The following is a 25,299-nucleotide window of genomic DNA, read 5'->3' as shown; positions in this document are numbered from 1 at the left end:
ATTAATTACTGCTCAATGCCTTTCATGGTCAGTTTGATACGACCACGGTTGTCAATGTCTTGAACTTGCACTTTGACGCTTTGACCTTCTTTTAGGTAGTCGCTGACATTTTCCACACGCTCATCGGCGATTTGGCTGATATGCACCAGACCGTCTGTACCTGGTAGAATGGTCACAAACGCACCAAACTCCACGATACGAGCCACGGTACCTTCATAAACAGTACCCACTTCCACTTCGGCAGTGATGGCCTCGATTTGGGCGATGGCAGCACGAGTAGATGCTTTGTCCGCACCAAAGATACGGATCGTACCATTGTCATCGATGTCGATGGTCGCACCAGTCTCTTCGGTCAGCTGACGAATGGTCGCACCGCCTTTACCAATCACATCACGGATTTTCTCAGGGTTGATGTTGATGGTGGCGTAGTTTGGTGCGTAGGCGTTAATCTCGGTGCGAGAAGTTGCAATCACTTCATTCATCGCATTTAGAATGTGGATACGACCTGCATGGGCTTGTTTTAGGGCTTGCTCCATGATGTCGGCGGTGATGCCTTCAATCTTGATGTCCATTTGTAGGGCAGTGATGCCATTGACCGAACCTGCCACTTTAAAGTCCATGTCGCCCAAGTGGTCTTCGTCGCCCAAAATGTCCGAAAGCACGGCAAAACGCTCGCCTTCTTTGACCAGACCCATGGCGATACCTGCCACAGGTGCTTTTAGGGGTACGCCTGCGTCCATCAAAGACAATGACGCACCGCACACCGATGCCATTGAGCTTGAGCCGTTAGATTCGGTGATGTCCGACACCACACGAATGGTGTATGGGAAACGGTCGGCAGCTGGTAGCATGGCTTGTACGCCACGGCGAGCCAAGCGACCATGACCGATTTCACGGCGTTTTGGACCGCCTTCACGACCTGTCTCGCCCACTGAATAATGTGGGAAATTGTAATGGAGCATGAAGTGGTCTTGCTTGGTGCCTGCCAGCGTATCCACAAGGTTCACATCACGGCTCGTGCCTAGTGTGGTGGTGACAAGAGCCTGCGTCTCGCCACGAGTAAATAGTGCCGAACCATGCGTATGTGGCAACACGCCCACTTGAATGTCAAGCGCACGCACCGTTTCTAGGTCTCGACCATCGATACGAGGTTTGCCTGATAGGATATTATCACGGACGGTGCGGTATTTTAAGGTCTCGAACAATTCTTTGATTTCTTTGGCTTTTTCGGCATAATCATCAGCTGTTTCATCGCCTGCCAATGCCAACGCTTCTTTGGCAAGCTCATCTAGGCGAGCGTAGCGGTCTTGTTTAACCGTGATGGTATAAGCCTCACTCACTTTGGCGGTGAATTGTTCTTTAAGCTGATTGTTCAACGCTTCGTTGATGGCAGGGGCGACAAATTCAGCTTTGGCATTACCCACCGCCTCGGCAAAGGCATTGATGTTGTCAATCACGACCTGCTGCTGTGCGTGTCCGTATAGCACCGCACCCAGCATTTGGTCTTCTGACAGCTCGTCTGCTTCGGATTCCACCATCAATACGGCAGATTTTGTACCTGCCACGACCAAATCAAGCTGACTGTCTTTCATCTGGGCAAGGTTTGGATTTAGCACATATTCATTGCCAATAAAGCCCACACGAGCCGCACCGATTGGACCATTAAATGGGGCTGGAGAAATCGCCAATGCCGCAGACGCACCAATCATCGCTGCAATGTCAGCATCTTGGGTCTTACCAGATGAAATTACTGTCGCTGTGATTTGGATTTCGTTATAATAGCCTTCTGGGAACAGTGGGCGGATTGGACGGTCAATCAGACGAGAAGTCAAAGTCTCAAATTCTGACGCACGACCTTCACGCTTGCCATAGCCCCCTGGAATTTTACCCGATGCGTACATTTTTTCTTGGTAGTTTACGGTCAATGGGAAAAAGTCTTGACCCGCTACCGCTTCTGGACGGACAACGACCGCCACCAGTACAGACACATCGCCCATATGCACAAGCACCGAATTGGCTTGACGAGCGACACGACCAGTTTCTAGAACAACTTGTTGGTTGCCATATTGAAATTCTTGACGAACGATATTAAACATAGTTTTTCCTATATATTTTGGGATAAGGGTTAAAGCCCTAAGAGATGTTTTTGTGGCAATAAATTTAATAATGACATAAAGTTCAACATTGAACCGTAGGGGCGAATTGCAATTCGCCGCTACAAAGCGGTATTAAATTTCTGACGGTAGCATTTTACCAAAAAAACATTTCTTAGAGTTCTAATCCCATTATCCAAGAAATTAAAACAACAAAAACGGCACGCAAACGCACACCGTTTTTGACAAAATTAGACAGCCTAATTTTAAATTAACGGCGTAGGCCAAGCTCACCGATCAGTGCGGTGTAGCGGTCCAGATCTTTACCTTTTAGGTAGTCTAGTAGCTTACGGCGTTGGTTAACCATACGGATCAAACCACGACGGCTGTGATGGTCAGCTTTGTGTGCTTTGAAGTGGTCTTGTAGGTCGTTGATACGAGCAGTTAGAAGTGCAACTTGTACTTCTGGGCTACCAGTGTCGTTTTCGCCACGCTTGAATTTGGCGATGATCTCTTCACGGTCTTTGTTAGTTAGCATAACTAATCCTTAACATGATGCAATGCAAATAAATACAGGCAAGCGTTGCATTGCCAAAGCCTGCCTAAGCCCCAAAGGGCACGAAATATCCGCCAATTATAGCACACGATTTTAAAAAAGTCATGGCAAATTGGAAAATTTGCCACAAAATCAAAATCCCCTTGCGTGGAGTACAAAGGGATTTTGCCAATCGGTCACAGACGGATTAGAAGTTGTAGCGCAGACCTAATTTTGCACCGTATTGATTTACTTTAACATCTTCGAGTTTACCAAGATAGTTATACTCAACACCAGCATCTACAGCAAGTTGTGGGCTAACGGCATATTGTACACCTGCAAGCACACCTGCGCCAACTTTTGTCTTTTTATCTGAGTAATTTGCAGAAAATACCGTATAAGCGCCATTCAAAATTGTTGAATATCTCACATTCTCTTCAAATTTCAGCTGATTCACGCCAACACGCACGCCTGCATAAGGGGTAAAGCCTGACACAGTTTGGAAATCATAGATAGCAGACACGCCCAATGATTGAGCTTTTAGAGCCGACTCCCACTCGTCATAGCCAGCAACGCCAGGAACACCATCCGATCCACTTTCTTCGATTTTGCCAAAGTTGGTGTAATCGGCTTGATAACGCACCGCACCTGTATCTTTGCCCACAGCGATGGTATAGCCTGTGTTGTTGTCTTTGAGTTTTTCGCCATCTACTTTGGCTTCTAGTTTTGATACACCAACATTACCCTGTACATACAGACCGTCAGTACCGATTTGAGCCATTGCCAATGTTGAAGTGCTTGCCAATAGGGTAGCTAAAAGTAGCTTTTTCATAATACATCCTTAAACTTAAAACTGTCTTGTGAGTTTGTAGAAACACGCTTTTAACAAAGCAAAGATATTCTACCCCTCTCCGCAACACTTTGACAAGTAAAAAAGTGTAAAGTTACAAAAGATTTGGGGAATTGCCGAATAGAAAAAGTAGGGGCAAAAAATCTTTCGCCCCTACACCAGCTTGATTTGATCAAAATTCAAAAACCCATCTGCTAGGAATGGTATAAAAATCCCATCAAGGCATTAGCGCTGCACCACTCGCACAGGCTGTAAGCGTCCATTGTTCCAAACCTGTCCAAGCCCCACAAACTCATCATCACGATACAGACGAACTTGGCAAATCTCATCGGCAAAATTAAGCCTCTGCACGCGGTCTTTGATGTTCAGCCGTTGCCCCATTTTAATGCGAGCGGTTTCATCATCGCTCAAACACACCTTCGGCAAATGGGTCAAAAGTGCGTCAATGGGTAATAATCTGGTAAATCGCTCATCAAAAGACAAATCGCCAAGCTCATCAATCCCCACCGCGTCCACCACATCAAATCCGCCCGTACTGGTGCGGTGCAAGGCGGTCAAATGCCCCACCGTGCCAAGACGCTCGGCGACCGTCTCGCCCAGTACTCGCACATAAGTGCCTTTGGAGCAGACCACCGACAAGGCGATTTCATCAGGGCTGATTTTCTTTAAGGTCAGATGATGGATGACAATGGGGCGAGCTTGTCTTTCCACTTCCACCCCCTCTCGGGCGTATTCGTAGAGTTTTTTGCCGTCTTTTTTGAGTGCCGAATACATGGGGGGCGTTTGCAGTTGCTCGCCTGTCAAAGCACAGGCGACGTCGTCAAGCTCATTTTGACCAAAGGCAGGTACTGGCAAAGTACGGACAACCTGCCCCTCTTTGTCGCCTGTGTCGGTCTGATTGCCCAGCTTGATGACGGCGGCATAACCCTTGTCAGCGTCCAGCCCAAATGAGCTAAATTTGGTCGCATCCCCCAAACAAATTGGCAAAAGCCCTGTCGCCATCGGGTCTAGCGTGCCTGTATGCCCTGCTTTTTTACTGTCAAATTCTGCCGACATGAGCAGGCGTTTGGCACGGGCTAAGGCGGTGTGCGAGCTGATGCCACTTGGCTTGTTTAATAGCAAAACGCCAGAGACGATTTGTTTTGCCATCATTCGCCGTCCAATTCTTGGCTCTCACCCGTCTTTTTCATGGCTTCATTGACAAGGTTTGTCATATAGTTGCCATGAGCGGTCACTTCGTCATAATGAAAACGAAGGCGTGGCGTGGTGCGAGTTTTCATGGTGTGCGACAACTCGGTGCGTAAAAAGCCTGCCGCATTTTTCAATACTTGCAAGCTCTCACGGTGAGCGTCCGCACTCATGCCACCGTCATTGGACGGCTCCAAAATCGTCACATAAATGTCGGCATAACCCAAATCAGGGCTGACTTTGACAGATGAAATCGTCACAAAACCTGTCAAGCGTGGGTCATTAATCTCATCACGAATCAGCACAGAAAGCGTACGCTGGATTTGATCGGAGAGTCGTTGTAGTCGTTGGTTCATATTGCCTCTTTTAATCGGTTAAAATCAGTTGGAAATTGGTGAAATGATTAAATCATTATAATATAAATGGTTTAAATCTCAATTACAGTTCTTAATTAGACAACCGTGGCGCAGTTTATTGAATTTACCATTAACTGTTAATTTAATCTTAAATCACGCCAGTTGCGACATAGTATAGCTCATTTATGCCATGAAACCAAATTTATGCCAACAACGCACACCAAAGACCAAGCCTTCCGCACATTTAAAATCCATCAATCGCTAAATTGGTTTTTAAATTTGTCATGAAATTAGCAAAGTTAAGCTAAAATCTGGCTAAAAAATTCCCAAACTGCTTCGCTGACCGATAAAAATCCGTTAAAAAAGCACCCACAAATAACAGCTTGATTACACAACTACCCAAACCCATACAGAATTTACGCAAGTTTACATTGATTTACCTTGGGTCGTAAAATGCCAAAAAAACTGCCCTATTTTTTGACAAAAAACGCCTATTATTAAATTTTAAATCGCCTATACTAGGACACATGGAAACGCAGGGTACGACAATAGAAGTTGTCCTACAGTGACCTAATGGAGAAATATGATTTCTTAACTTTGTTGATTACTTGGAATCATATAAAAAGGCATCAAATCAACGATTAAGACCGATGCCCAAAACGCAAATCATTGATGAATTGCAACAGCAATTTGAAAATTAAATTTTGAATTTGAATAAGGAACACATTATGAGCAAGCTAGTTCGTTTACATGACATTGAAACCACCAACCGTGAAGTTTTGGGTGAAGGCTATTACAATCCTATCGGCAAGACCGCATATGGCATCGGACAAGAAAAAATCGGTAAAGTAGAAGATGTATTGGTAGAAGTTGATACTGGTAAAGTTCGCTATTTGGTTGTGGACGCTGGCGGTTGGTTCTTCTCAAAAGAAGTGTTGGTACCAGCAGGTCTGTCTCGCATCGTAGGCGATGAAGTATATTTCGACAGCCTAACCAAAGACCAAGTCGAAGCGATGGAAGCTTATGACCGTGACTATGTGTACAGCTACGAAGAGCAATACAACAAAGACCGTGCATTCTATGCTGCCGACACACTACCAGCTGAAAGCCGCCTTGACTTGAACGAGACACACTACACAGCGCCAAACACGCTAGAGCTGCTTGAAGAGCGTCTGACTGTCAATAAAGACCGCATCGTCGCTGGCATCGTAAGCGTAGGCAAGCATGTCGTGACCGAAGAGCGTCGTGTGGAAGTTAACCTAGAAGAAGAGCATGCACACATCGAGCGTGTACCGGTAGATCGCCCAACAGACCGTCGCATCGGTGATGATCTAGGCGCAGACACCATCAGCGTTGAGCTAGAAGCTGAGCGTGCTAATGTCAGCAAGCAAACTTATGTGACCGAAGAGATCACCCTAGGCAAGACCACTGACACTCGCACTGAGACCATCCTAGAAACCATCCAGCGTGAAGAGCTGAATGTCGATGACCTAGGTAATGTGGTGGACAGACACGGCAATGTCGTGAACTACGAAGGCATCACTGCTGACGAAGTACGCCACGCTCGTGGTCTGTGATTGACTGATGAGTTTGGCATCATGCCAAAGACACGAAAGTAATCAAAAAGCCAGAGTTATCGCTCTGGCTTTTTTAGATGAAAATCATCGTTTGATCATCGTTTATTATTTGGTTAATTATTTACCAGCGACCAACATCACAATTTACCAACAGCAGATCAATTTTAAATTTAAGGAAAAATCACATGACAAAAGACATCAACGACAACACGCTCACCGACCCACAAGTGCTCGAACTCTTAGAAGAGCGTGCCCACATTCACAAAGACAGAGTCAGCACAGGCAAAGTGGTGCTGTCAAAGCAGACCCGCTCTCGCACGGTGAATCTACCCATCACTTTGACCGAAGAATACCTTGTCATCACTTATAAAGAAGACAACTCACCGCTCAATCATCATGAACCTGTGAGCGATGATGCTTTGATCGACATCATCGACAACACCGCCAACACGCACGCCCAAATCAGCATCAATGGCAAAATGCAAAGTTTGGCACTCGATGGCTCTGTTGAGATTTTGCTGTCTCGTGAGACTGCCACCGTCACCAAAAGCACACACGCCATCGAAGATGTCAGCCTTGACACCAAGACCATCAGCAAAGAACACATCTTTACCACCGAGCTGAAAAAAGAAGTGCTGGATGTCAAAGGCGACAAAACGCTCATCGCCAATGATGTGCTGATTGATGGTAAGTGACTTTTTTTGGCAAGATGGTGAGGTTTTAGTCTTTGAAATCTGGGGTAAAAGAATTTTACCCCAGATGTGACGATATGGACCTTATGGTTTACCAAGCTCAAAATGCGCCATATCGAATTTTCTCCACTCAAAGCAAGCCTACCAATTTGGCATAAATTCAGTTTTGGCAAAGAAGTTTTTATCATCGAGACTATCTTTCTATCAACTCTGTTAATCCAACAGATCTCAGCGCTTGTTCAACTTCTTTTTTAAATTGCAGGTCATTAAATTGTTGTTCGCTGCTGAATCCGATTTTGATAGCCTGATTCACCAGAACATTAAATTCCTGTTCATCAATTTCTTCAATTTCGCGGTCCGGATCAAGTTCAAATCTATCACAAGCCGAGTACAACACCCATTGAGCAATATCTGTTTGCTCATTTACAGATCTTAGGTTTATATTATTCTCTTTTGATAATTTTGAGCGCAAAGCAATATATCCCCAAGAAAAATCCATGGCTGACATTTTGCCCTGCTGGTATTCTAGCGCATAATCAAGTAACGGCGTCAAAGCAGCACTCCATTTTTTCATACGATTGTCATATCAGTTGCCATTAACATGCCAAATTTACTAAAACTACAAACTTTCTATATGTCGACACATAGATGTGTACGGCTGTTTAGAACAGCAAGTTTGCAGATAAAATTTAGTACTCATTTTAGGGCTGGCTATAAATCCCACCAATAATTAGCCCAACATCACACACCCACCATCTCAAACACTTCATAAGCAGGCATTTCATACGGATGTGCCTGCTTATACGCCTCAATCACCGCAGCCAATCTTGCATCAGGCACGACCGTTTCTACTCGCCACTCAGACACATACTCAACCTTATCAATCTCGCCGATGGCAGGATTTGCCCCTTTGAGTGGTTTGAATTGCCCAAGCCCAAGCACCTGCCAGCTACAATGACTATAATCGCCAATCTGCCCTGCACCTGCATCAAATAGGGCAGTTTTGACGGTTTCTACGGCAGATTCTGGAATGTAGCCGATGAATTTATACAGTTTGTCGCTTGGCATGATTCCCCCATCGCTTTCCTTGTTGCTTTTAATGTCAATTTAATACCAATAAAAAAACCCAAGACATCGCTTGGGTTTTTGAGTCTTAGCCTTCTAATGGCACGCCGATACGCAAGGCAACTTCTTCATAGCCTTCAACGACATCGCCCAAGCCTTGACGGAAACGGTCTTTGTCCAGTTTTTTCTTGGTTTCTTTGTCCCATAGACGGCAACCATCTGGTGAGAACTCATCGCCAAGCACGATACGACCGTGGAACAGACCAAATTCTAGCTTAAAATCAACCAGCATCAGACCAGCATCATCAAAGATTTTACTCAGCACTTCATTGACTTTATAGGTCAAAGCTTTCATCTGTTCAAGCTCATCGGCGGTGGCGTAGCCTAGGGCGATGGCGGTGGATTCTGAGAGCATTGGGTCGCCCAGAGCGTCATCTTTGTAGAATAATTCAAAGGTCGGTGGCAGCAGCGGCAAACCTTCTGCCAAGCCCAGACGCTTCATCAGACCACCAGCGGCATAGTTACGCACCACGCACTCGACAGGGATCATTTTTAGGCGTTTTACCAGCACTTCGTCATCAGACAGTTGGCGTTCAAAATGCGTCTCAATGCCAGCTTCGGCAAGTTTTTGCATGATGAAGGCATTAAAGCGGTTATTGACTTTGCCTTTGCGGTCAAGCTGAGCGATTTTCTCGCCATTGAATGCCGATGCGTCATTGCGAAAATGCAGCACCAGATAGTCTTCATGCTCGGTCTCATAGACAGATTTGGCTTTGCCAGTATAAAGTAGGGCTTGTTTTTCCATGTTAATTCTCTTGGGTTTAAATCTCTTAATTTAAAAATGCAGTTAAAACTCGCTGAATCTTATCGCACGCTTGGCGGCTTTGGCAGTGCATACTGCTTGCCTGATTCATTGGTGAGATTGGTATCCACACGAGCGACATTTGGCGTAGGATACAGCGGAACAAATTCAGCAGCAGGTTGGTTGGCAGGCAGCTGAATTGGCGGTAGCTTTTTGCTTGATTGATAATCAAGGCTGCCATTGTCACGCTTAGCCAACCAGCTTTTGGTGGTGCTGCACCCAGTCAGCGCTACGATGGCAGCCAGCGCTAAGGTGCTGATTTTTAGTGTCGTATTCATAATGATCCTTAATTGGGTGTTGCCTGTGCTTTATAGCAGGTTGGCTTTGGCAAGTGCCGCATCGATGATCGGCTGACTGTCTAATGACAGCCAAACAAGCGGCAGGCGAATGCCCTTGTCAATCATACCCATCTTATAAAGCGCATATTTGGCAGGCTGTGGGCTAGATTCGCAGAACAAGTCTTTGTGCAGATGTTTGACGGTGTCATGAATCTGTGCTGCTTGCTCAAAGTCGCCAGCCAATGCCAGCTCAAAGACTTGGCTCATCGCTTTGGGGGCGATGTTAGAAGTGACGGAAATATTGCCTTTGGCGCCATGCTTGATGAGTTCTAGTGCCGTAGGGTCGTCGCCAGAGAGCACCACCAGATGCTCACCCACCGCCTTGATGAGCGCTACACCACGCTCGACACTACCTGTCGCATCCTTGATGGCGATGATGTTTGGCAATACCATCAGACGCTCCACTGTCTCTTGACTGATGTCCACAACGGTACGCCCCGGCACATTGTACAGCATCTGCGGCATATCCACCGCTTCGCTGATGGCTTTATAATGCTGATAAATGCCTTCTTGAGTCGGCTTATTATAATAAGGCGCAACCAACAACGCACAGTCAGCGCCTGCGTCCTTGGCGGCGGCGGTCAGCTCAATCGCTTCTAGCGTGTTGTTTGCACCCGTACCTGCGATGACTGGCACACGCCCACCCACATGCTTGACAAAAAAGCGAATCACCTCGACATGCTCCTCCATAGAAAGCGTCGCTGACTCGCCCGTCGTACCTACCGCCACCAGTGCGTGCGTACCTTCGGCAATTTGCCAATCAATCAGTTTGGCAAGTGCATCATAATCCACCGCACCGTCTGCCTTCATGGGTGTGACCAAGGCGGTGATCGAACCTTGTAATTTTGACTTAATGTCTTGATATGCGTCTGTCATGAGAATGCCATTTTTAAAAACTGTAAAAGAAATAAAAAAGCCGTTAAAACTACCCCTAGTTTATCATAATTGACTTGGCTTTTGATGGATTTTTTTGGATTTATTTTACAAATTTTCGCTACTCAACACGCATACCGACGATGGCAGGTGTGCCTTGACGAATCAGCTGTACTGGCACAACGCCTTTTGATGGCAAACTCTGTACCGCAGTCGCCATCTCCTGAACGCTGCGTGTGGGGCGATGGTTCATGCCGACAATCACATCGCCTGCCTGTATTCCTGAGCGTGCTGCCAGCCCCACAGGATTCACCGAAGTGATCATCACACCGCCTTGCACACCCAAATTTGCAAGCAAACCTGCCTCAGCTGGCGAGAGTTCTTTTAGACGCAGACCCAGTCTCACACCGCCGACGCTCTGACGCTCACCGCCTGCCGACACATCGCTGGGCACCTCAGCAAATCGACCTTGGGTCACATATTTTTGGCGACCTCGCTGATAAGTCAGGTGGAAGGTCTCGTTCGGCTGCGTGCGATTGAGCAGATTCAACAGCTCAGCCGCCTGCGTGATGGGCGCGCCATTGAAATTGAGCACCAAATCGCCCACTTTTAGCCCTGCCAGATCCGCAGGCGACCCCGCCCCCACTCGGGTCAAAAGCGCCCCTTGTGGTCTGGGCAGTCCGTACGCTTCCGCCAGATTGCGATCAACATCCTGCACGATGATGCCCAGCGCCGAACGCCGCACCTTGCCATTCGCCTTGATTTGCTCATAAATGTGCAAAGCGGCGTCTATGGGAATGGAAAATGACAGCCCCATGTAGCCGCCCGTTTCGCTAAAAATGTGTGAATTGACCCCGACGACCTCGCCTTGCTGATTAAACAGCGGACCGCCTGAATTACCAGGATTTAAGGCGACATCGGTCTGGATGAATGGCACGGCGGCGTCAGGCGTCATGTTGCGAGACTTGGCAGAGACAATGCCTGCCGATGCCGAGTAATCAAAGCCAAACGGCGAACCGATGGCAAGCACAGGCTCGCCCACACGCAGCTGTCGGCGAGACGTCGTCAGCGCAGGGAATTGCTCGCCTTTGACTTTGAGCACCGCAATGTCCGACGCCTCATCCGAACCCACCAACACCGCATCCATCTCCGTACGGTCGTGTAGCGTCACCGTGATCGTCTGCGCCCCTTCGACGACATGATGATTGGTCAAAATGTAGCCATCTTTGGTGATAAAAAATCCTGTGCCAAAGCCATGCTCGATGGTCGGTACATTTGCCTGCTCACCTAGATACTGCCTAAGCATCTGCGCCTGCGCACGGGTCATCTCAGAGTCTTTGATGGGCTTGGTGGTGGAAATGCGCACCACACCAGAAGACGCCTGCGCCACCAAATCGGCAAAATCAACCTGCACCGCCGCCTGAGCGGGCGATAAGACAGGCGTGTTTACTAATACTGCCGACAGGCTCAATGCCACTGCCAGCATGGTCGGTTTCATAAAATGACGCATGCTTTTTCCTTAAAATTTCCAAATCATCTGATAAAATTTGATAAAAACAAACGCTCGCCAGTATCCTAAAAATTTACCAACAAATCAAGTGAGAATTTTTATCAAAAACTTACCAGATGCTGAAGAAAGTTACGCAAGCTGATGGCTGTATCGTGATTTAACTTCAAAATCCAACAAGCCCTTCTTAAAACTTTTGGTGGGTATGCGGTGTTTTTGAGTCAATGAGCAATAAAAGGCGAGAAACATGGGCAGGCTACACGCCCACCGCCTGACGAATGCGCACCGCCACTTCCTCTACGCTGCCAGACGCATCAACACGGCGAATGCGGTTGGGGTGCTTGGCAAATTGATGCGCCAAACCTTGATATACCTGATCAAAAAACCGTGTGTCCAACGACTCAAAACGGTCCGCCTGACTGCGACTTTTGGCACGCATCATGCCTGTCGCCACATCCAAATCCAACCACAGCGTCACATCGGGCAGGCACGGCACAAACTGCTCAATCAACAGCTCAATACGAGCCAGTGCTTGCTTGTCGCCGCCAAACCGCCCAAAGCCCTGATACGCCACCGTGCTGTCAATGAATCGGTCACACACCACCCATTTGCCTGCATCGAGCGCTGGCAAAATCGTCTTGTGCAGATGGTCGGCACGGGCAGCGAACATGAGCAAAAGCTCGGTGTCGTCATGCAGTACACTGTCTTTACTAAGTAGCATTTGGCGAATCACCTCTGCCACATCTGCGCCGCCCGGCTCACGAGTGCGCACATAAGCAATGCCCAAATCCTCCAAATGGCGACAAAAGCCATCGATGGCGGTGGTCTTGCCCACGCCTTCGGTGCCTTCAAAAGTGATGAATCGTGCTTTGGTCATGATTTTTGCTGTTTATTGTTGGTTTTATTGTTGGTTTTTTTGTGCCATGACGGCTCGGTACTCAGCGACCGCTTGATTGTGCTCTGCCAAAGTACGGCTAAACTTATGTCCGCCATTACCCGTCGCCACAAAATACAGCCAATCGCTGTCGGCTGGGTGCATGGCAGCCTCGATGGATGCCTTAGAAGGCAGAGCGATCGGCGTTGGCGGCAGACCATCGATCTGATAGGTGTTATAATCAGTCTTTTCGTTGATGTTTGAGCGGTAAATTTTACCGTCATAGCGATCAAACAGCCCGTAGATGATGGTCGGATCGGTTTGCAGGCGCATATTCTGGCGCAGACGATTGACAAATACTGACGACACCTGCCATCTTTCATCAGCGATGCCAGTTTCTTTTTCGATGATGCTTGCCATGATGAGCGCCTCGTATTTGTCTTTGTAAGGCAATCCTTGGTCACGGCTTGCCCACGCCTCGTCTAGGACTTGCTTTTGGGTGTCGTAGAGCTTTTGTAGGATTTTTTTGTCGCTGGTGCCATGCTCAAAAAAGTAAGTGTTTGGGGCAAATTGACCTTCTAAATTGCCATGCACCAAAGGCACGCCAAGCGCCGCCGCCACCTGCTCATTGTCTCGCATTGCATCTGCCCACGAGTAGCCATCAGCACGCGGTGTCAAGACTTCAAGCACCACGCCGTCGGTATTTTTGATGGTCTGATACAGATCCTTGATGGTCTTGCCCTCGATGATTTGCACCTTGACAAGCTGCACTTCGGCACCTTGGGATAAGATGTCCACGACCTGTCGCAAGCTGGCATTGGCAGGAATCTGATAAGTCCCCTCTTGTAGCGGCGTGCGAGCGCGCAGTTTTAGGTACAGGCGGGTCGCTGTGCTTGATGACAGCGCCGATGTTTGCCAACGATCTTTGACCAGCAGACCATGATAAGTATCGCCTTTTTTGACGCTCAAAGTCTGCGCCCCCCGGTCAGTCTTGGCAAAAATGGTGTTATACAAAATCACGCCCCACAGCACCAAAAGTGCCAACAGCACAAGACCGATGACTTTTGGGGTGGTGGATTTTTTGTGCTTTTTTAGCGGGGTTTTTTTGATGGGTTTTTTGGTGGTTTTTGCCATGACTTGTGCTTGATATGAATGAAAATGATGGCTATTGTATCATGATTGGGGGGCATTTTTCATGACAAATCATGGCAAATCATGCTAAAAATCATGGCAAATTGCACTCTTATGCCTCATGCGCTCTCAACAACTCGCCAAAATCCCGCCTCAAAGCACACGCCTTATCTGCCATGATAAGCGTATGCACAGGCATCACGCCACGCACCGCATTACAAAACATCAAGCCGTCAATGCTGGATAATTCTCTGCGTTGTAGCGTGCGCTCTTTGATGGCAAATTTTGCCATGAGTGCCTGACGCATCACGCCATCAACGCCACAAGTCTGCACAGGCGGTGTGTGCCACGCCCCATTTAAATGATAAAAAACATTGCTCATCGCACCGCTGACCACCTCGTCTTGGGCTGTCATCACCAAGCCCTCAACGATGGCAGGATTGGTGTGTTGATAGCAAAGTAGCTCACGATGGACAAACACCTGCTCATGACTGCTGATGAGCTTTAACCCTGCAAATCTGGGCGTACGCAAGGACAGTCTTTCGTCTAGCAGCACCGCCACACCTGATGACTGGCAAGGGATGCCATCATAAAAACGCACGCCTTGATAAATGTCGGACGGCATGGTTTTGATCAATACACACGCCCTGCCATCATCATAGCCATAGCCACGCACGCTTTGGGCAGCTCGTGTGATGATGACTTTTATTATGCCTTGCTCGGTCTGCTCTGCCAGCCGTATCAGCTCGCTCATCACGCCATCCACATCGATGTCCAGCACCAGCCGCTGTGCCGAACGAGTGAGACGATTTTTATGACCATCTGCCCATAAAATTTGCCCATCATACACGCCCATGGTACTAAAAAAACCATCGCCATAAGACAGACCACGCTGCTCCATGATGTCGTGATGCTTGGCAAGCTTGCCATTTTCAAGGATAAAATACGCCATTTTACCGCCGCTTTATTTTTGTAGGACGATGCGGCAGTGATAATCCATGCAGTCTGCCGCAATGACACCAAGGCTAGGCTTGGCAAAGCTTTGGCTTGGCGTGTGTAGCATATTTTCCACCAAGCGTTCACCATCCTCGCCCAAGTAAGCACCCATCATCGCATGTGCTTTTTTGGCGTAGGCGATGCTGGCATCTTTTTGGCGCTCATCATCTTTGGGTGCGGCATAATACCACGCCACTTCGAACACCTCGTCAGACTCGATGAGATAAAATGGCGGCTCTGTTTTATTTGAAAAACGGTATCTGTCGGCATGATTGCCATAAAAATCAAGCGCCGTCTCGGTGGTGGCGGTCGTGCCGAGCATGGCTTTTAGCACCTCAAAATCAACGGTCTGCTTGGGCGTACTGCCCCAGTTTTGCGTGTCGTATGTGACAGGATCATAGACCTTCGCCTCGCCATCATCTTGCACGACTTCCTCAGCAGGCGTGACAGGTCTGAACATCAAAAATGCAAGTACCCCCAAAGCAATCAAAAAAGCAACAATCCAAAAAGGCGGTCTGGATTTTTTGGCACGGGGTGTGTGGGCGGTGTCGGTCATGGCGGTCGGTCACGAAAATAAATAAGAAAATATCACAATCATTGAAAATCAACAACAAGCCGTATTGTACCTAAAATTTAAAAAACTTGCCATTTTTTCAAAAATGCAGTAAAAAATAGCAAAACTCAACACGGAGCGATGCTCATCATGCAACATTTCATTCAACATTTTATCGTCATCGGCAATCCCATCAGCCACTCCAAAAGCCCTGCCATTCATCAGGCATTTGCACAAAGTGTTGGGCTAGACATTCGTTATCATCGTCAATTTTGTCCAGATGATGCAGACAGCTTTCGTGCGGTGGTGGAAGCCTTTTTTCATGGTGGCGGTGTGGGGGCGAATGTCACTTTGCCTTTTAAAGAAATCGCCTTTGAGCTGTGCGACACGCTCAGCGACTACGCCAAGACTGCCAAAGCCGTCAATACACTGTGCCTGCGTGATGGCAAGCTCTATGGCGATAATACGGACGGTCGGGGCTTGGTGGCAGATTTACTGAGCAACGGCGTGGATTTGCAAGGTAAAAAAATCGCCCTCATTGGCGCAGGCGGTGCAACTCGTGGTGTGATTTTGCCACTCATGGAGCAGGGAGCGACTTTGAGTATTTTTAATCGCACACTGTCTAAGGCGCAGGCTTTAAAAGACGACTTTGCTGTATTTGGCGAGATGGCTGTTTATGGCTTGGATGATTTGGCGACTGGCGATTTTACCTTTGATGTCATCATCAATGCCACCAGTGCCACCACCACAGACCAGACGCTCACACTATCGCCGACGCTACACGCCACGGTCGCCTACGACATGATGTACGGCAAGCCATCGCCATTTTTGGCACATTTTGCCGCCCAACAGAGCAAAACCTTAGACGGCTACGGCATGCTCATCAACCAAGCCAAGCTCGCCTTTGAGCTATGGACAGGGGTGAATATTGAGCTAAATCGTGTTCAGTTGCCTAAGTAATGATAATTTTAATTTATCAAGACATAATTTTAATATGAAAATAAGTTATAAATTGCAAAAATTCACATAACTTTGGCAAATTTTCATGTATAGTGAAGGTGTGGCGATGAACCACGCCTTTTTCGTATTTTTACACCAACTGACAAGCAAGGATAGAACTATGCTGACTTATAAAGCCCCTTTAAGAGACATTAAGTTTTTGATGAATGAAGTGTTCGATTACCAATCTCATTATCAAGCCCTGCCAAATGGGGCAGGTGCCGATGCTGAGACGGTTGAGATGATTTTGCAGGGTTTTGCCGACTTCGCCCAAGATGTGCTTGCACCCATCTATCAAGACGCTGACGAGGAAGGTTGTCATTTTAGAGATGGCGAAGTTACCACGCCAAAAGGCTTTAAAGAAGCCTATCAGCAGTTCGTGGAAGGCGGCTGGCAAGGCATTTCTTATCCAGAAAAATTCGGCGGCATGAACTTGCCCATGTCTTTAAACCTCATCAAAGGAGAGATGATGGGTACGGCAAACTGGCCTTGGGCGATGTACCCAGGCTTATCCACAGGGGCGGTCAATACCATCTTACAATACGGCAATGACGCTCAAAAAGACACCTACCTGCCCAAGCTCATCTCAGGCGAATGGTCTGGGACGATGTGCCTGACCGAAGCTCAAGCTGGCACCGACCTAAACCAAATGAAAACCCGTGCCGTGCCAAACGATGACGGCTCGTATGCCATCACAGGCACCAAGATTTTCATCAGTGCCGGTGAGCATGACCTGACCGAGAACATCGTGCATATTGTGCTGGCTCGCTTGCCTGATGCACCAGAAGGCACAAAGGGCATATCTTTGTTCATCGTGCCGAAATTTTTGGTGAATGACAATGGTGAAATTGGCGAGCGAAATGCGGTGGTGTGTGGCTCTATTGAACACAAGATGGGCATTTCATCATCAGCCACCTGCGTGCTAAATTTTGATGGGGCGACAGGTTATCTGATTGGCGAGCCGAACAAGGGCTTAAAAGCGATGTTTACCTACATGAACACCGCTCGTATCGGCACAGGCATTCAGGGCTTGGCACACATGGAGCTGGCTTTCCAAAACGCCCTACCTTATGCCAAAGAACGCCGCTCCATGCGAGCCTTATCAGGCACCAAAGAGCCAGAGCAAGCAGGCGACGCCATCATTCACCATGCCGATGTCCGCCGTATGCTACTGATCCAAAAAGCATTCAGCGAAGGGGCTCGCTCAATGATTTATCATTCGGCACGCTATGCTGACCACCTGTCAAATGCGGTGGTTGCAGGCGACGAAGATGAGATCAAAAAATGGGACGACAAATTGGGCTTTTATACGCCAGTGCTTAAAGGCTTTTTGACCGAGCTTGGTATTGAATGTGCCAAGCACGGACAACAAATCTACGGCGGACATGGCTACATCAAAGAAACAGGCATGGAGCTCATCGCCCGTGATGCTCGCATTTCTACGCTGTACGAAGGCACCACTGGCGTGCAGGCGCTAGATCTTTTGGGTCGTAAAGTGCTGCTGCACGGTGGTGGCAAAGTGGTGCGCGACTACACCGCAGGCATCATGAAATGGTGTGGCGAATACGCCTTAGACAAAGACATGCGTCAATATGTCTGGGCATTGACCAAGCTGTGCGCCGAGTGGAACATGCTGACCGCACGCCTGCTGCTTGCCGCTCGTAAAGACCGTGACATCGTCTCGGCAGCGTCTGATGACTATCTGATGTACTCAGGCTATGTGATGATGGCATATCACTGGGCAAGAATGGCGGCGGTCGCCTTTGACAAGATGAAAAACGGCGGCGAACAGCCTTATGAATTTTATCTTGCCAAGACGCAAACCGCTGAGTTTTATTTTGAAAAAATCCTACCAAGAAGCGATGCCCACGCCAGCGCCATGACCACGCCAAGCGATGTCATGACCAAGATGGACATTGAGCATTTTTCGTTTTTGGATTGATTGACTTCACAGCACCAAAAAAGGACGGAGGTTTACCGTCCTTTTTTGTTGCCAAAGACAGCCAAATCCGATATCATTTCTATACAAACTTTCTTGGAGAATCTCATGAAAACACCTGCCCTATCCGCCCTACTGCTGGCACTGAGCCTAGGTGTGGCAACGCCTGCGATGGCGAATGACTTTGACACCGCCATGTCTTATGTAAGTACTAAAAATTACAGCCAAGCCTTCCCCATCTTTAAACGCTTAGCCGAACAAGGAGATGTGATGGCTCAATCTGGTTTGGGCTGGATGTATGACAATGGATACGGCGTGAAGCAAGACTACGCACAGGCGGTAGCTTGGTATAGAAAGGCGGCCGAGCAGGGGAATGCAGAGGCTCAATATAATTTGGGCGTGATGTATGAGAATGGACACGGCGTGAAACAGGACGATGCTCAGGCGGTAGCTTGGTATAGAAAGGCGGCTGAACAGGGGGATGCAGGGGCTCAAAATAATTTGGGCGGTATGTATTATCATGGATACGGCGTACGCCAAAGCTATGCCGAAGCCATCGCACGGTATCAAAAAGCCTATGCCCAAGGTCAGGCACAAGCCGCCTACAACATCGGGGTAAGATATGGTAATGGCGAGGGCGTACGCCAAAGCCTGAGCACCGCCAAAGAATGGTATGGCAGAGCCTGTGATTTGGGAGAGCAAAAAGGCTGTGATGCCTACAAAGAATTAAACCAACGAGGCTACTGACGCACCAAACCGTCTGTTTGCCAGTATTGCCAAAGACAGCCAAATCCCCTATCATGTCTGCACAGACTTTCTTGGAGAATCTCATGAAAACACCTGCCCTATCCGCCCTGCTACTGGCACTGAGCCTAAGCGTGGCAACGCCTGCGATGGCGGATGATTTTGACATTGCTGTGTCTTACTATGATTCACAAAATTACAGTCAAGCCTTCCCCATCTTTAAACGCCTAGCCGAACGAGGAGATGTAGTCGCTCAACACAATTTGGGCTGGATGTATGATAATGGATACGGCGTGAAGCAGGGCTATGTACAGGCGGTGGCTTGGTATCGCAGGGCGGCTGAGCAGGGGTATGCAAAGTCTCAATACAATTTGGGCGTGATGTATGAGAATGGATACGGCGTTAAGCAAGATTATGCACAGGCAGCAGCTTGGTATAGAAAGGCGGCTGAGCAGGGGCATGCAGGGGCTCAATATAATTTGGGCAATATGTATAGCGGTGGACACGGTGTTAAGCAAGATTATGCTCAGGCAGTATCTTGGTATAGAAAGGCGGCTGAACAGGGGGTTGCAAGGGCTCAAAATAATTTGGGCAATATGTATAGCGATGGACGAGGTGTACGCCAAAGTTATGCCGAAGCCTTAGCATGGTATCAAAAAGCCTATGCCCAAGGTCATGCATCAGCCGCCTATAATATTGGCGTACGCTATCATAATGGCGAGGGCGTACGCCAAAGCTTAAATACTGCCAAAGAATGGTATGGCAGAGCCTGTGATTTGGGAGAGCAAGAAGGCTGTGATGAGTACAGACGCTTAAACCAACGAGGCTATTGACCATCCGTCATACCCAAAAAAAAGCGTGTCATACACGCTTTTTTGTTTTGAGCTACTGACCGATTAAGGGCGAATCTCCCCATGCCCAAATACCACCCATTTTTGAGAGGTCAGTCCATGCAGCCCCACAGGACCTCGGGCGTGGATTTTGTCCGTTGAGATGCCAATCTCTGCCCCCAAGCCATATTCAAAGCCATCGGCAAAGCGACTGGACGCATTGACCATCACGCTGGACGAATCCACTTCTCGGATGAATTGTTGGCTGTGGTTATAGTTGGTCGTGATGATGACATCGGTATGATGACTGCCATAGTGATTGATGTGGCTGATGGCGTCATCTATACTTGGGACGATTTTTACCGCCAATTTTGGTGCTAGATACTCAGCATACCAGTCGTCCTCGCTTGCCAAGGATACATTGAGCGACTGACCTGCCAAAATTTCTGCCGACTTTTGACAAACAAAAAACTCCATCGCCGAATCCACCTTGTGCATGGCGTTTAAAATCTTTGGCAGCACCTCGCCTGCCACCGCCTCATGCACCAGCAGGCTCTCCATCGCATTGCACGGCGAATAACGAGAAGTCTTGGCATTGACGCAGACTTTCACCGCCAGATCCACATCGCACTCAGCATCGACATAGGTGTGGCAGTTGCCATCTAGGTGCTTAATTACAGGCACTCTGGCTCCCTTGGCGATACGCTCAATCAAGCCCTTGCCACCACGGGGAATCACCACATCAACAAACTGCGTCATCGTAATCAAGCTATCCACCGCCGCACGGTCGGTGGTTTCAAGCACTTGCACCGCCTCACTGGGCAGTCCTGCCGCCACCAGACCTTCTTTGACACAAGCGGCGATGGCTTGATTAGAATAAAAAGCCTCCGAACCGCCACGCAGAATGATGGCATTGCCTGATTTGATGGCAAGGCTTGCCGCCTCCACCGTCACATTTGGGCGGCTTTCATAAATCATGCCAATCACGCCCAAAGGCACACGCATCTTACCCAGCTGAATGCCACTGGGACGATAAGTAAAATCACTCATCTCGCCAATCGGGTCAGACAGACCAATCACATCATCTAAAGACGCCATCATACCCTCAAAACGATCCTCATTGATCACCAAACGATCCAGCAACGCCTCGTCCAGCCCGTTTTCTTTGCCGTTTTGCACATCTTTGGCGTTTTCTGCCAAGATGGTGTCTTTTTGGGCGAGCATCGCTGTTTTGATTGCCGATAAAGCGGTATTCTTAGTCTGCGTGTCCGCCGCCGCCAATGCTCGGCTTGCTACCCTTGTCTGACTGCCGACCTGATTCATGTACGCATCAATATTCATGCCATTTCTCCATTTTGCTATTTATATACCCATAAAACGGTAAAGTTACCACAAAATTAGGCGGTCGTGTAGGGTAGGTCAAGCCTGCCGTTTTAGGCATAAGCTATTGATTTTGTTGGGTTTCGCAAGCAGAGCCCAACCTACGACATCACATCATTCCGTGGTAATTTTGCCATTCGGTAGGTATGGTCAATACCTTTGGCTAAGATTTTTGCTAAAAATTGCCCTATCATAGCAATCAGCCAACATTTTTTCCATGAAAATTCGCAAAAAATTTCAACAAAACGCCAATCTTACCCACAGATTGTGAAAAATTCTTGAAAACCAACAAAAAACATTTGCCTTTTTGTGCAGTTTTGGCGAAAATAACCCATTATTCTTTTGATATTTTAAAGCAACATTCTTATGACCGACACTCGCTCCATCGCCTTAGATTTACAAGACATTCACAAAAATTACGGCTCGCTAGAAGTCCTAAAAGGCGTTTCTTTGACCGCCCACGATGGCGATGTCATCAGCATTCTAGGCTCGTCAGGCTCTGGTAAATCCACCCTACTTCGCTGCATTAACTTGCTAGAAAATCCCAGCAAAGGCAAGATTTTCATCGGTGATGAAGAGCTGATTTTGACCGACAAAAAGGGCGAATTGGTCGCCAAAAACGCCAAACAACTTGAAAACTTGCGCTCAACCATCGGCTTTGTGTTCCAAAATTTCAACCTTTGGCCACACAAAACCATCTTGGATAATATCATCGAAGGTCCAACCCAAGTGCTAAAACAGCCCAAAGCAGACGCCATCGCCGAAGCCGAACGCCTACTGGACAAAGTCGGTCTTTTGGACAAAAAGAACGCCTATCCAGACAATCTGTCAGGCGGTCAGCGTCAGCGTGTGGCGATTGCTCGTGCTTTGGCGATGAAACCTAAGGTTTTGCTGTTTGATGAGCCGACTTCTGCCCTAGACCCTGAGCTGGTCAATGAGGTGCTTGCGGTCATGCGTGAGCTGGCTTCTGAGGGTCGCACCATGCTGATTGTTACCCACGAGATGCGTTTTGCTCGTGAAGTGTCGGACAAAATCGTCTTTTTACATCAAGGTCGCATTGAAGAGATTGGCACGCCTGATGAAGTATTTGACAATCCAAAATCGCCTCGTGTGCGTGAATTTATGGCATCGCACCGCTCATAAGCGTTATCTTTTTAATTTTTCTTTCATTTTATTAAGGATTTTTTATGAAAATCAGCAAAATCGGTAGCATCGCTGCCATCGCCTTGGCACTTAGTGCCTGTGGTCAGGACAAGCCAGCCGAAACCAAAGCAGACGCAGCTGCGACTACAGGCGAAGCGCGTGAACTAAAAATCGCCACCGAAGCCGCCTACCCTCCATTTAACGACACTGCCGCAGATGGTAAAATCGTAGGCTTTGATGTCGATGTCATCAATGCGGTGTGTGCCGAGATTAACGCCAAGTGCGACATCGTTGCCCAAGATTGGGACGGTCTGATCCCAGGTCTAAATGCCAACAAATACGATGCCATCATCGCAGGTATGTCTATCACGCCAGAACGCTTAGAGCAGGTGGATTTTACCGATTCTTATTTTTCTAATACCATCGTTTGGCTGTCAAAAACAGATGGTAGCTTTGATCCAAATAACATCAAAAACACCATCTTGGGCGGTCAGCGCTCCACCACAGGTGCTGCCTACATCACCGAAAAATATGACGGCAAAGACGGCAACACCGTACAGCTATACGACACCTACCTAAACGCCTACCTAGACCTAAAAGCAGGTCGTAACGCCGCTGTGATGGCAGAGAAAGCCTCAGCCGCTGAATGGCTAAAAAGTGGCGACACCGCAGGCTTTGGCTTGGTTGGCGAAGAGATTGACAACAACGACAATCTAGGCATTGCTGTTCGTAAGGGCGACGCTTTAAAAGACGAATTTAACAAAGCCCTTGCCAAGCTTAAAGAGACTGGCAAATTGGCTGAAATTGAAGCGGCAAACTTTAAATAATCCCACACAGCCCAACTGGCAAGCCCCCACCATAAGGAATTTTTTATGAAACTAAAACTACTCAGCGCTTTGGCATTGACCGCCCTAGTCAGTGCCTGCGGTCAGGACAAACCAGCCGAAACGACTGCCGCCACCACCGAGCCTGCTGGCGAAAAACAAATCCGCATTGCTACTGAATCTAGCTTTAAGCCATTTAGCTACCTAGATGCCAGCGGTAATTTGGTTGGTTTTGAAATTGACCTAGCCAATGCCCTGTGCGAAGAGATGAAAGCCAAATGTGACATCCAAAGCCAAGATTGGGAAGGTCTGATTCCTGGCTTAAACGCTGGCAAATACGATGCCATCATGGCAGGTATGTCAGCGACCGAAGAGCGTGCCAAAGTGGTTGATTTTAGTGATTCATACTTCAACAACACCCTAGTATTGCTTGGCAAAAAAGGCGTAGAATTGTCTGCTGCTGCCCTAGACGGCAAAAACATCGCCGTTCAGCAAGCCACCGTCTCTGCCGACCACCTAGCGGCAAATCACCCAACAGCTGTGGTCAAAGCCTACGACAAGCAAGACAACGCCTATCTTGACCTATCTGCTGGTCGTGTTGATGGCATGATGTCAGACATCGTCCCTGCCCTAGACTGGCTAAAAACCGAAACAGGCGCAGACTTTGAAGTCAAAGGCGAGCCGATCGACATCAACGACACTGTTGCCATCGCCCTGCGTAAAGATGACGCCCTTAAAGGCGAATTTAACGCCGCCCTTGCCAAACTAAAAGAAAATGGCAAATATGACGAACTGGTTGGCAAATATTTTGACCAAAACATCGTCAAATAATCCTAAGGGGCGTACCAATGTAGGTACGCCTTTTTTAAGCCAATCAGTCCGCTTTTTAAAATGGAGCAGTCATGAAACTAAAAACCACCCTACTTGCCACCGTTGTCGGTCTTGGTCTTGCCTTGACAGGTTGTGGCAATGACAACGCAAAAACTGACACCGCCGCACCAAACACCATTCGCATCGCCACCGAAGGTGCGTACGCCCCGTTTAACTACACCAACAATGACGGCACACTTGGTGGTTTTGATGTGGACATTGCCAACGCCCTATGTGCAAAAATGGCGACAGAATGCACCATCGGTGCTCAAGACTGGGACGGCATCATTCCTGCCCTAAAAGCAGGCAAATTTGACGCCATTGTCTCGTCCATGTCGGTTACGCCAGAACGCTTAGAGCAGGTGGATTTTACCGAGTCATACTTTGCCAATACGCTGGTTTTTTTGGCAAACAAAGACAAAGCTTTTGACCCAACCAATGCCAGCGATATTGAAAACGCCAAAATCACCGCCCAAGGCTCAACCATCTCTAGCCAATGGCTTGCCGCCACGCACCCAAGCGTAACGCCACAGCTACACGGCACGCTGGACAGTGCGTTTTTGGATCTGGGTAATGGTCGTGCCGATGTGATGATTGCTGACAAACTGCCTGCCTTAACTTGGCTAAAAAGCGATTTGGGCAAAAACTTTGAAATCAAAGGCGGCGACATCGACATCAATGACAAATTCGCCATCGCCGTCAATAAAGGCAACAGCGAGCTTAGCGATAAATTCAATAAAGCCCTAGCCGAAATCAAAGCAGACGGTACTTATGATAAGATTGTCGTTCAGCATTTTGGCGAAGAAATGCTAAACAAATAATGGATGACAAAATTCAAGTCATGCAAGTTAAGATTTAAAAATCTTATAAATTCAATCACTTATGTCTAAAATGGTAGGGAAAACCCGTCCTGCACTTTTAAAGAGAATGGGTCTGTTTGCTCCATTGATTTGGCATAAAACATGAGCTGTTGAAAATAAGCATTTCATGATGATTAAAATTTTGTTAAAATAGACGGTTTGGGCGTGATGCTTTTATCATTTGCCCAGACCGTTTTTGTTTTGTGGTACATTTTTCTTT

26 protein-coding genes are annotated in these 25,299 nt (G+C 47.8%); 10 read left to right on the top strand and 16 right to left on the bottom strand.

Going from position 1 to position 25,299, the window contains the following annotated elements; translation table 11 throughout:
* Window positions 1–5 precede the first annotated feature (5 nt).
* The 5 genes from pnp to LU290_RS00715 all read right to left on the bottom strand — a co-directional run bounded on the left by pnp (window position 6) and on the right by LU290_RS00715 (window position 5,022).
* Window positions 6–2,096 (bottom strand): polyribonucleotide nucleotidyltransferase, encoded by a 2,091-nt coding sequence (gene pnp / locus LU290_RS00735; protein ID WP_277808682.1) that lies wholly within the window; start codon window positions 2,094–2,096, stop codon window positions 6–8.
* A gap of 268 nt (window positions 2,097–2,364) precedes the next feature.
* Window positions 2,365–2,631: a 30S ribosomal protein S15 gene (gene rpsO / locus LU290_RS00730; RefSeq protein ID WP_277808681.1), complete on the bottom strand. Its 267-nt coding sequence runs from the start codon at window positions 2,629–2,631 to the stop codon at window positions 2,365–2,367.
* A 205-nt stretch (window positions 2,632–2,836) separates the two neighbouring features.
* Window positions 2,837–3,460 (bottom strand): opacity family porin, encoded by a 624-nt coding sequence (locus tag LU290_RS00725; RefSeq protein WP_277808680.1) that lies wholly within the window; start codon window positions 3,458–3,460, stop codon window positions 2,837–2,839.
* A 243-nt stretch (window positions 3,461–3,703) separates the two neighbouring features.
* Window positions 3,704–4,630 (bottom strand): tRNA pseudouridine(55) synthase TruB, encoded by a 927-nt coding sequence (truB, locus tag LU290_RS00720; protein ID WP_277808679.1) that lies wholly within the window; start codon window positions 4,628–4,630, stop codon window positions 3,704–3,706.
* Window positions 4,627–5,022, bottom strand: coding sequence for a ribosome-binding factor A (locus LU290_RS00715; RefSeq protein WP_277808678.1), 396 nt, complete (start codon window positions 5,020–5,022; stop codon window positions 4,627–4,629). Before LU290_RS00715 ends, truB begins: the two co-directional genes overlap by 4 nt.
* A 725-nt stretch (window positions 5,023–5,747) precedes the next feature.
* Here LU290_RS00715 and LU290_RS00710 point away from each other — a divergent pair.
* Both LU290_RS00710 and LU290_RS00705 read left to right on the top strand, forming a co-directional pair.
* Window positions 5,748–6,599: a DUF2382 domain-containing protein gene (locus LU290_RS00710; protein ID WP_277809518.1), complete on the top strand. Its 852-nt coding sequence runs from the start codon at window positions 5,748–5,750 to the stop codon at window positions 6,597–6,599.
* Between the two features lie 185 nt (window positions 6,600–6,784).
* Complete coding sequence (locus LU290_RS00705; protein ID WP_277808677.1) at window positions 6,785–7,294, top strand: YsnF/AvaK domain-containing protein; 510 nt, start codon at window positions 6,785–6,787, stop codon at window positions 7,292–7,294.
* Window positions 7,295–7,484: 190 nt separating this feature from the next.
* Here the strand turns inward: LU290_RS00705 and LU290_RS00700 are convergent, their stop codons facing one another.
* From LU290_RS00700 to LU290_RS00655, 10 genes are all read right to left on the bottom strand, one after another.
* Window positions 7,485–7,865 (bottom strand): hypothetical protein, encoded by a 381-nt coding sequence (locus tag LU290_RS00700; protein ID WP_277808676.1) that lies wholly within the window; start codon window positions 7,863–7,865, stop codon window positions 7,485–7,487.
* 167 nt (window positions 7,866–8,032) lie between these two features.
* Window positions 8,033–8,344 (bottom strand): YqfO family protein, encoded by a 312-nt coding sequence (locus LU290_RS00695; protein WP_277809517.1) that lies wholly within the window; start codon window positions 8,342–8,344, stop codon window positions 8,033–8,035.
* Between the two features lie 100 nt (window positions 8,345–8,444).
* Window positions 8,445–9,161: a phosphoribosylaminoimidazolesuccinocarboxamide synthase gene (purC, locus tag LU290_RS00690; RefSeq protein ID WP_277808675.1), complete on the bottom strand. Its 717-nt coding sequence runs from the start codon at window positions 9,159–9,161 to the stop codon at window positions 8,445–8,447.
* 59 nt (window positions 9,162–9,220) lie between these two features.
* Window positions 9,221–9,496, bottom strand: coding sequence for a hypothetical protein (locus tag LU290_RS00685; protein ID WP_277808674.1), 276 nt, complete (start codon window positions 9,494–9,496; stop codon window positions 9,221–9,223).
* 30 nt (window positions 9,497–9,526) lie between these two features.
* The gene (gene dapA / locus LU290_RS00680) at window positions 9,527–10,432 is read right to left on the bottom strand and encodes a 4-hydroxy-tetrahydrodipicolinate synthase (protein ID WP_277808673.1); all 906 of its coding nucleotides are present in this window, start codon (window positions 10,430–10,432) and stop codon (window positions 9,527–9,529) included.
* Between the two features lie 118 nt (window positions 10,433–10,550).
* Window positions 10,551–11,939 (bottom strand): trypsin-like peptidase domain-containing protein, encoded by a 1,389-nt coding sequence (locus tag LU290_RS00675; protein WP_277808672.1) that lies wholly within the window; start codon window positions 11,937–11,939, stop codon window positions 10,551–10,553.
* A gap of 253 nt (window positions 11,940–12,192) precedes the next feature.
* Window positions 12,193–12,813 (bottom strand): dTMP kinase, encoded by a 621-nt coding sequence (gene tmk, locus LU290_RS00670; protein ID WP_277808671.1) that lies wholly within the window; start codon window positions 12,811–12,813, stop codon window positions 12,193–12,195.
* 24 nt (window positions 12,814–12,837) lie between these two features.
* Complete coding sequence (gene mltG, locus LU290_RS00665; protein ID WP_277808670.1) at window positions 12,838–13,944, bottom strand: endolytic transglycosylase MltG; 1,107 nt, start codon at window positions 13,942–13,944, stop codon at window positions 12,838–12,840.
* Between the two features lie 109 nt (window positions 13,945–14,053).
* On the bottom strand, window positions 14,054–14,893 hold the full coding sequence (locus LU290_RS00660) for an aminotransferase class IV (protein WP_277808669.1): 840 nt from the start codon (window positions 14,891–14,893) through the stop codon (window positions 14,054–14,056).
* A gap of 12 nt (window positions 14,894–14,905) precedes the next feature.
* Window positions 14,906–15,493 (bottom strand): hypothetical protein, encoded by a 588-nt coding sequence (locus LU290_RS00655; RefSeq protein WP_277808668.1) that lies wholly within the window; start codon window positions 15,491–15,493, stop codon window positions 14,906–14,908.
* Between the two features lie 147 nt (window positions 15,494–15,640).
* Here LU290_RS00655 and aroE point away from each other — a divergent pair, with 147 nt between their 5' ends.
* The 4 genes from aroE to LU290_RS00635 all read left to right on the top strand — a co-directional run bounded on the left by aroE (window position 15,641) and on the right by LU290_RS00635 (window position 20,005).
* On the top strand, window positions 15,641–16,450 hold the full coding sequence (aroE, locus tag LU290_RS00650) for a shikimate dehydrogenase (protein ID WP_277808667.1): 810 nt from the start codon (window positions 15,641–15,643) through the stop codon (window positions 16,448–16,450).
* A 160-nt stretch (window positions 16,451–16,610) separates the two neighbouring features.
* A complete protein-coding gene (locus tag LU290_RS00645) occupies window positions 16,611–18,431 on the top strand; it encodes an acyl-CoA dehydrogenase C-terminal domain-containing protein (RefSeq protein ID WP_277808666.1) in 1,821 nt (606 codons plus the stop codon).
* 105 nt (window positions 18,432–18,536) lie between these two features.
* A complete protein-coding gene (locus LU290_RS00640) occupies window positions 18,537–19,175 on the top strand; it encodes a tetratricopeptide repeat protein (RefSeq protein WP_277808665.1) in 639 nt (212 codons plus the stop codon).
* 83 nt (window positions 19,176–19,258) lie between these two features.
* Window positions 19,259–20,005: a tetratricopeptide repeat protein gene (locus LU290_RS00635; RefSeq protein ID WP_277808664.1), complete on the top strand. Its 747-nt coding sequence runs from the start codon at window positions 19,259–19,261 to the stop codon at window positions 20,003–20,005.
* A 63-nt stretch (window positions 20,006–20,068) separates the two neighbouring features.
* Here the strand turns inward: LU290_RS00635 and LU290_RS00630 are convergent, their stop codons facing one another.
* Complete coding sequence (locus tag LU290_RS00630; RefSeq protein WP_277808663.1) at window positions 20,069–21,343, bottom strand: glutamate-5-semialdehyde dehydrogenase; 1,275 nt, start codon at window positions 21,341–21,343, stop codon at window positions 20,069–20,071.
* A 405-nt stretch (window positions 21,344–21,748) separates the two neighbouring features.
* Here LU290_RS00630 and LU290_RS00625 point away from each other — a divergent pair, with 405 nt between their 5' ends.
* The 4 genes from LU290_RS00625 (at window position 21,749) to LU290_RS00610 (ending at window position 25,040) form a co-directional block, all read left to right on the top strand.
* Window positions 21,749–22,525: an ABC transporter ATP-binding protein gene (locus tag LU290_RS00625; RefSeq protein ID WP_277808662.1), complete on the top strand. Its 777-nt coding sequence runs from the start codon at window positions 21,749–21,751 to the stop codon at window positions 22,523–22,525.
* A 44-nt stretch (window positions 22,526–22,569) separates the two neighbouring features.
* Window positions 22,570–23,352 carry a transporter substrate-binding domain-containing protein gene (locus tag LU290_RS00620; RefSeq protein ID WP_277808661.1) on the top strand — a complete coding sequence of 261 codons (783 nt, stop codon included), beginning with the start codon at window positions 22,570–22,572 and terminating at the stop codon, window positions 23,350–23,352.
* 45 nt (window positions 23,353–23,397) lie between these two features.
* Window positions 23,398–24,180 carry a transporter substrate-binding domain-containing protein gene (locus LU290_RS00615; RefSeq protein ID WP_277808660.1) on the top strand — a complete coding sequence of 261 codons (783 nt, stop codon included), beginning with the start codon at window positions 23,398–23,400 and terminating at the stop codon, window positions 24,178–24,180.
* A 71-nt stretch (window positions 24,181–24,251) separates the two neighbouring features.
* Entirely contained in the window at window positions 24,252–25,040 is a 789-nt protein-coding gene (locus tag LU290_RS00610; protein ID WP_277808659.1) for a transporter substrate-binding domain-containing protein, read from the top strand.
* Window positions 25,041–25,299: the final 259 nt, after the last annotated feature.

The organism is Moraxella nasibovis (assembly GCF_029581575.1).
In the GTDB taxonomy this organism is placed as follows: domain Bacteria; phylum Pseudomonadota; class Gammaproteobacteria; order Pseudomonadales; family Moraxellaceae; genus Moraxella; species Moraxella nasibovis.
This window is presented reverse-complemented; position numbering and strand designations above follow the sequence as displayed.

Coding starts and splice junctions, on each gene's coding strand:
- pnp (WP_277808682.1), bottom strand. CDS start 2,096: ATGTTTAATATCGTTCGTCAAGAATTTCAATATGGCAACCAACAAGTT.
- rpsO (WP_277808681.1), bottom strand. CDS start 2,631: ATGCTAACTAACAAAGACCGTGAAGAGATCATCGCCAAATTCAAGCGT.
- aroE (WP_277808667.1), top strand. CDS start 15,641: ATGCAACATTTCATTCAACATTTTATCGTCATCGGCAATCCCATCAGC.
- LU290_RS00705 (WP_277808677.1), top strand. CDS start 6,785: ATGACAAAAGACATCAACGACAACACGCTCACCGACCCACAAGTGCTC.
- purC (WP_277808675.1), bottom strand. CDS start 9,161: ATGGAAAAACAAGCCCTACTTTATACTGGCAAAGCCAAATCTGTCTAT.
- tmk (WP_277808671.1), bottom strand. CDS start 12,813: ATGACCAAAGCACGATTCATCACTTTTGAAGGCACCGAAGGCGTGGGC.
- dapA (WP_277808673.1), bottom strand. CDS start 10,432: ATGACAGACGCATATCAAGACATTAAGTCAAAATTACAAGGTTCGATC.
- LU290_RS00725 (WP_277808680.1), bottom strand. CDS start 3,460: ATGAAAAAGCTACTTTTAGCTACCCTATTGGCAAGCACTTCAACATTG.
- LU290_RS00675 (WP_277808672.1), bottom strand. CDS start 11,939: ATGCGTCATTTTATGAAACCGACCATGCTGGCAGTGGCATTGAGCCTG.
- LU290_RS00700 (WP_277808676.1), bottom strand. CDS start 7,865: ATGAAAAAATGGAGTGCTGCTTTGACGCCGTTACTTGATTATGCGCTA.
- truB (WP_277808679.1), bottom strand. CDS start 4,630: ATGATGGCAAAACAAATCGTCTCTGGCGTTTTGCTATTAAACAAGCCA.
- LU290_RS00655 (WP_277808668.1), bottom strand. CDS start 15,493: ATGACCGACACCGCCCACACACCCCGTGCCAAAAAATCCAGACCGCCT.
- LU290_RS00625 (WP_277808662.1), top strand. CDS start 21,749: ATGACCGACACTCGCTCCATCGCCTTAGATTTACAAGACATTCACAAA.
- mltG (WP_277808670.1), bottom strand. CDS start 13,944: ATGGCAAAAACCACCAAAAAACCCATCAAAAAAACCCCGCTAAAAAAG.
- LU290_RS00715 (WP_277808678.1), bottom strand. CDS start 5,022: ATGAACCAACGACTACAACGACTCTCCGATCAAATCCAGCGTACGCTT.
- LU290_RS00610 (WP_277808659.1), top strand. CDS start 24,252: ATGAAACTAAAAACCACCCTACTTGCCACCGTTGTCGGTCTTGGTCTT.
- LU290_RS00640 (WP_277808665.1), top strand. CDS start 18,537: ATGAAAACACCTGCCCTATCCGCCCTACTGCTGGCACTGAGCCTAGGT.
- LU290_RS00630 (WP_277808663.1), bottom strand. CDS start 21,343: ATGAATATTGATGCGTACATGAATCAGGTCGGCAGTCAGACAAGGGTA.
- LU290_RS00635 (WP_277808664.1), top strand. CDS start 19,259: ATGAAAACACCTGCCCTATCCGCCCTGCTACTGGCACTGAGCCTAAGC.
- LU290_RS00620 (WP_277808661.1), top strand. CDS start 22,570: ATGAAAATCAGCAAAATCGGTAGCATCGCTGCCATCGCCTTGGCACTT.
- LU290_RS00645 (WP_277808666.1), top strand. CDS start 16,611: ATGCTGACTTATAAAGCCCCTTTAAGAGACATTAAGTTTTTGATGAAT.
- LU290_RS00660 (WP_277808669.1), bottom strand. CDS start 14,893: ATGGCGTATTTTATCCTTGAAAATGGCAAGCTTGCCAAGCATCACGAC.
- LU290_RS00615 (WP_277808660.1), top strand. CDS start 23,398: ATGAAACTAAAACTACTCAGCGCTTTGGCATTGACCGCCCTAGTCAGT.
- LU290_RS00685 (WP_277808674.1), bottom strand. CDS start 9,496: ATGAATACGACACTAAAAATCAGCACCTTAGCGCTGGCTGCCATCGTA.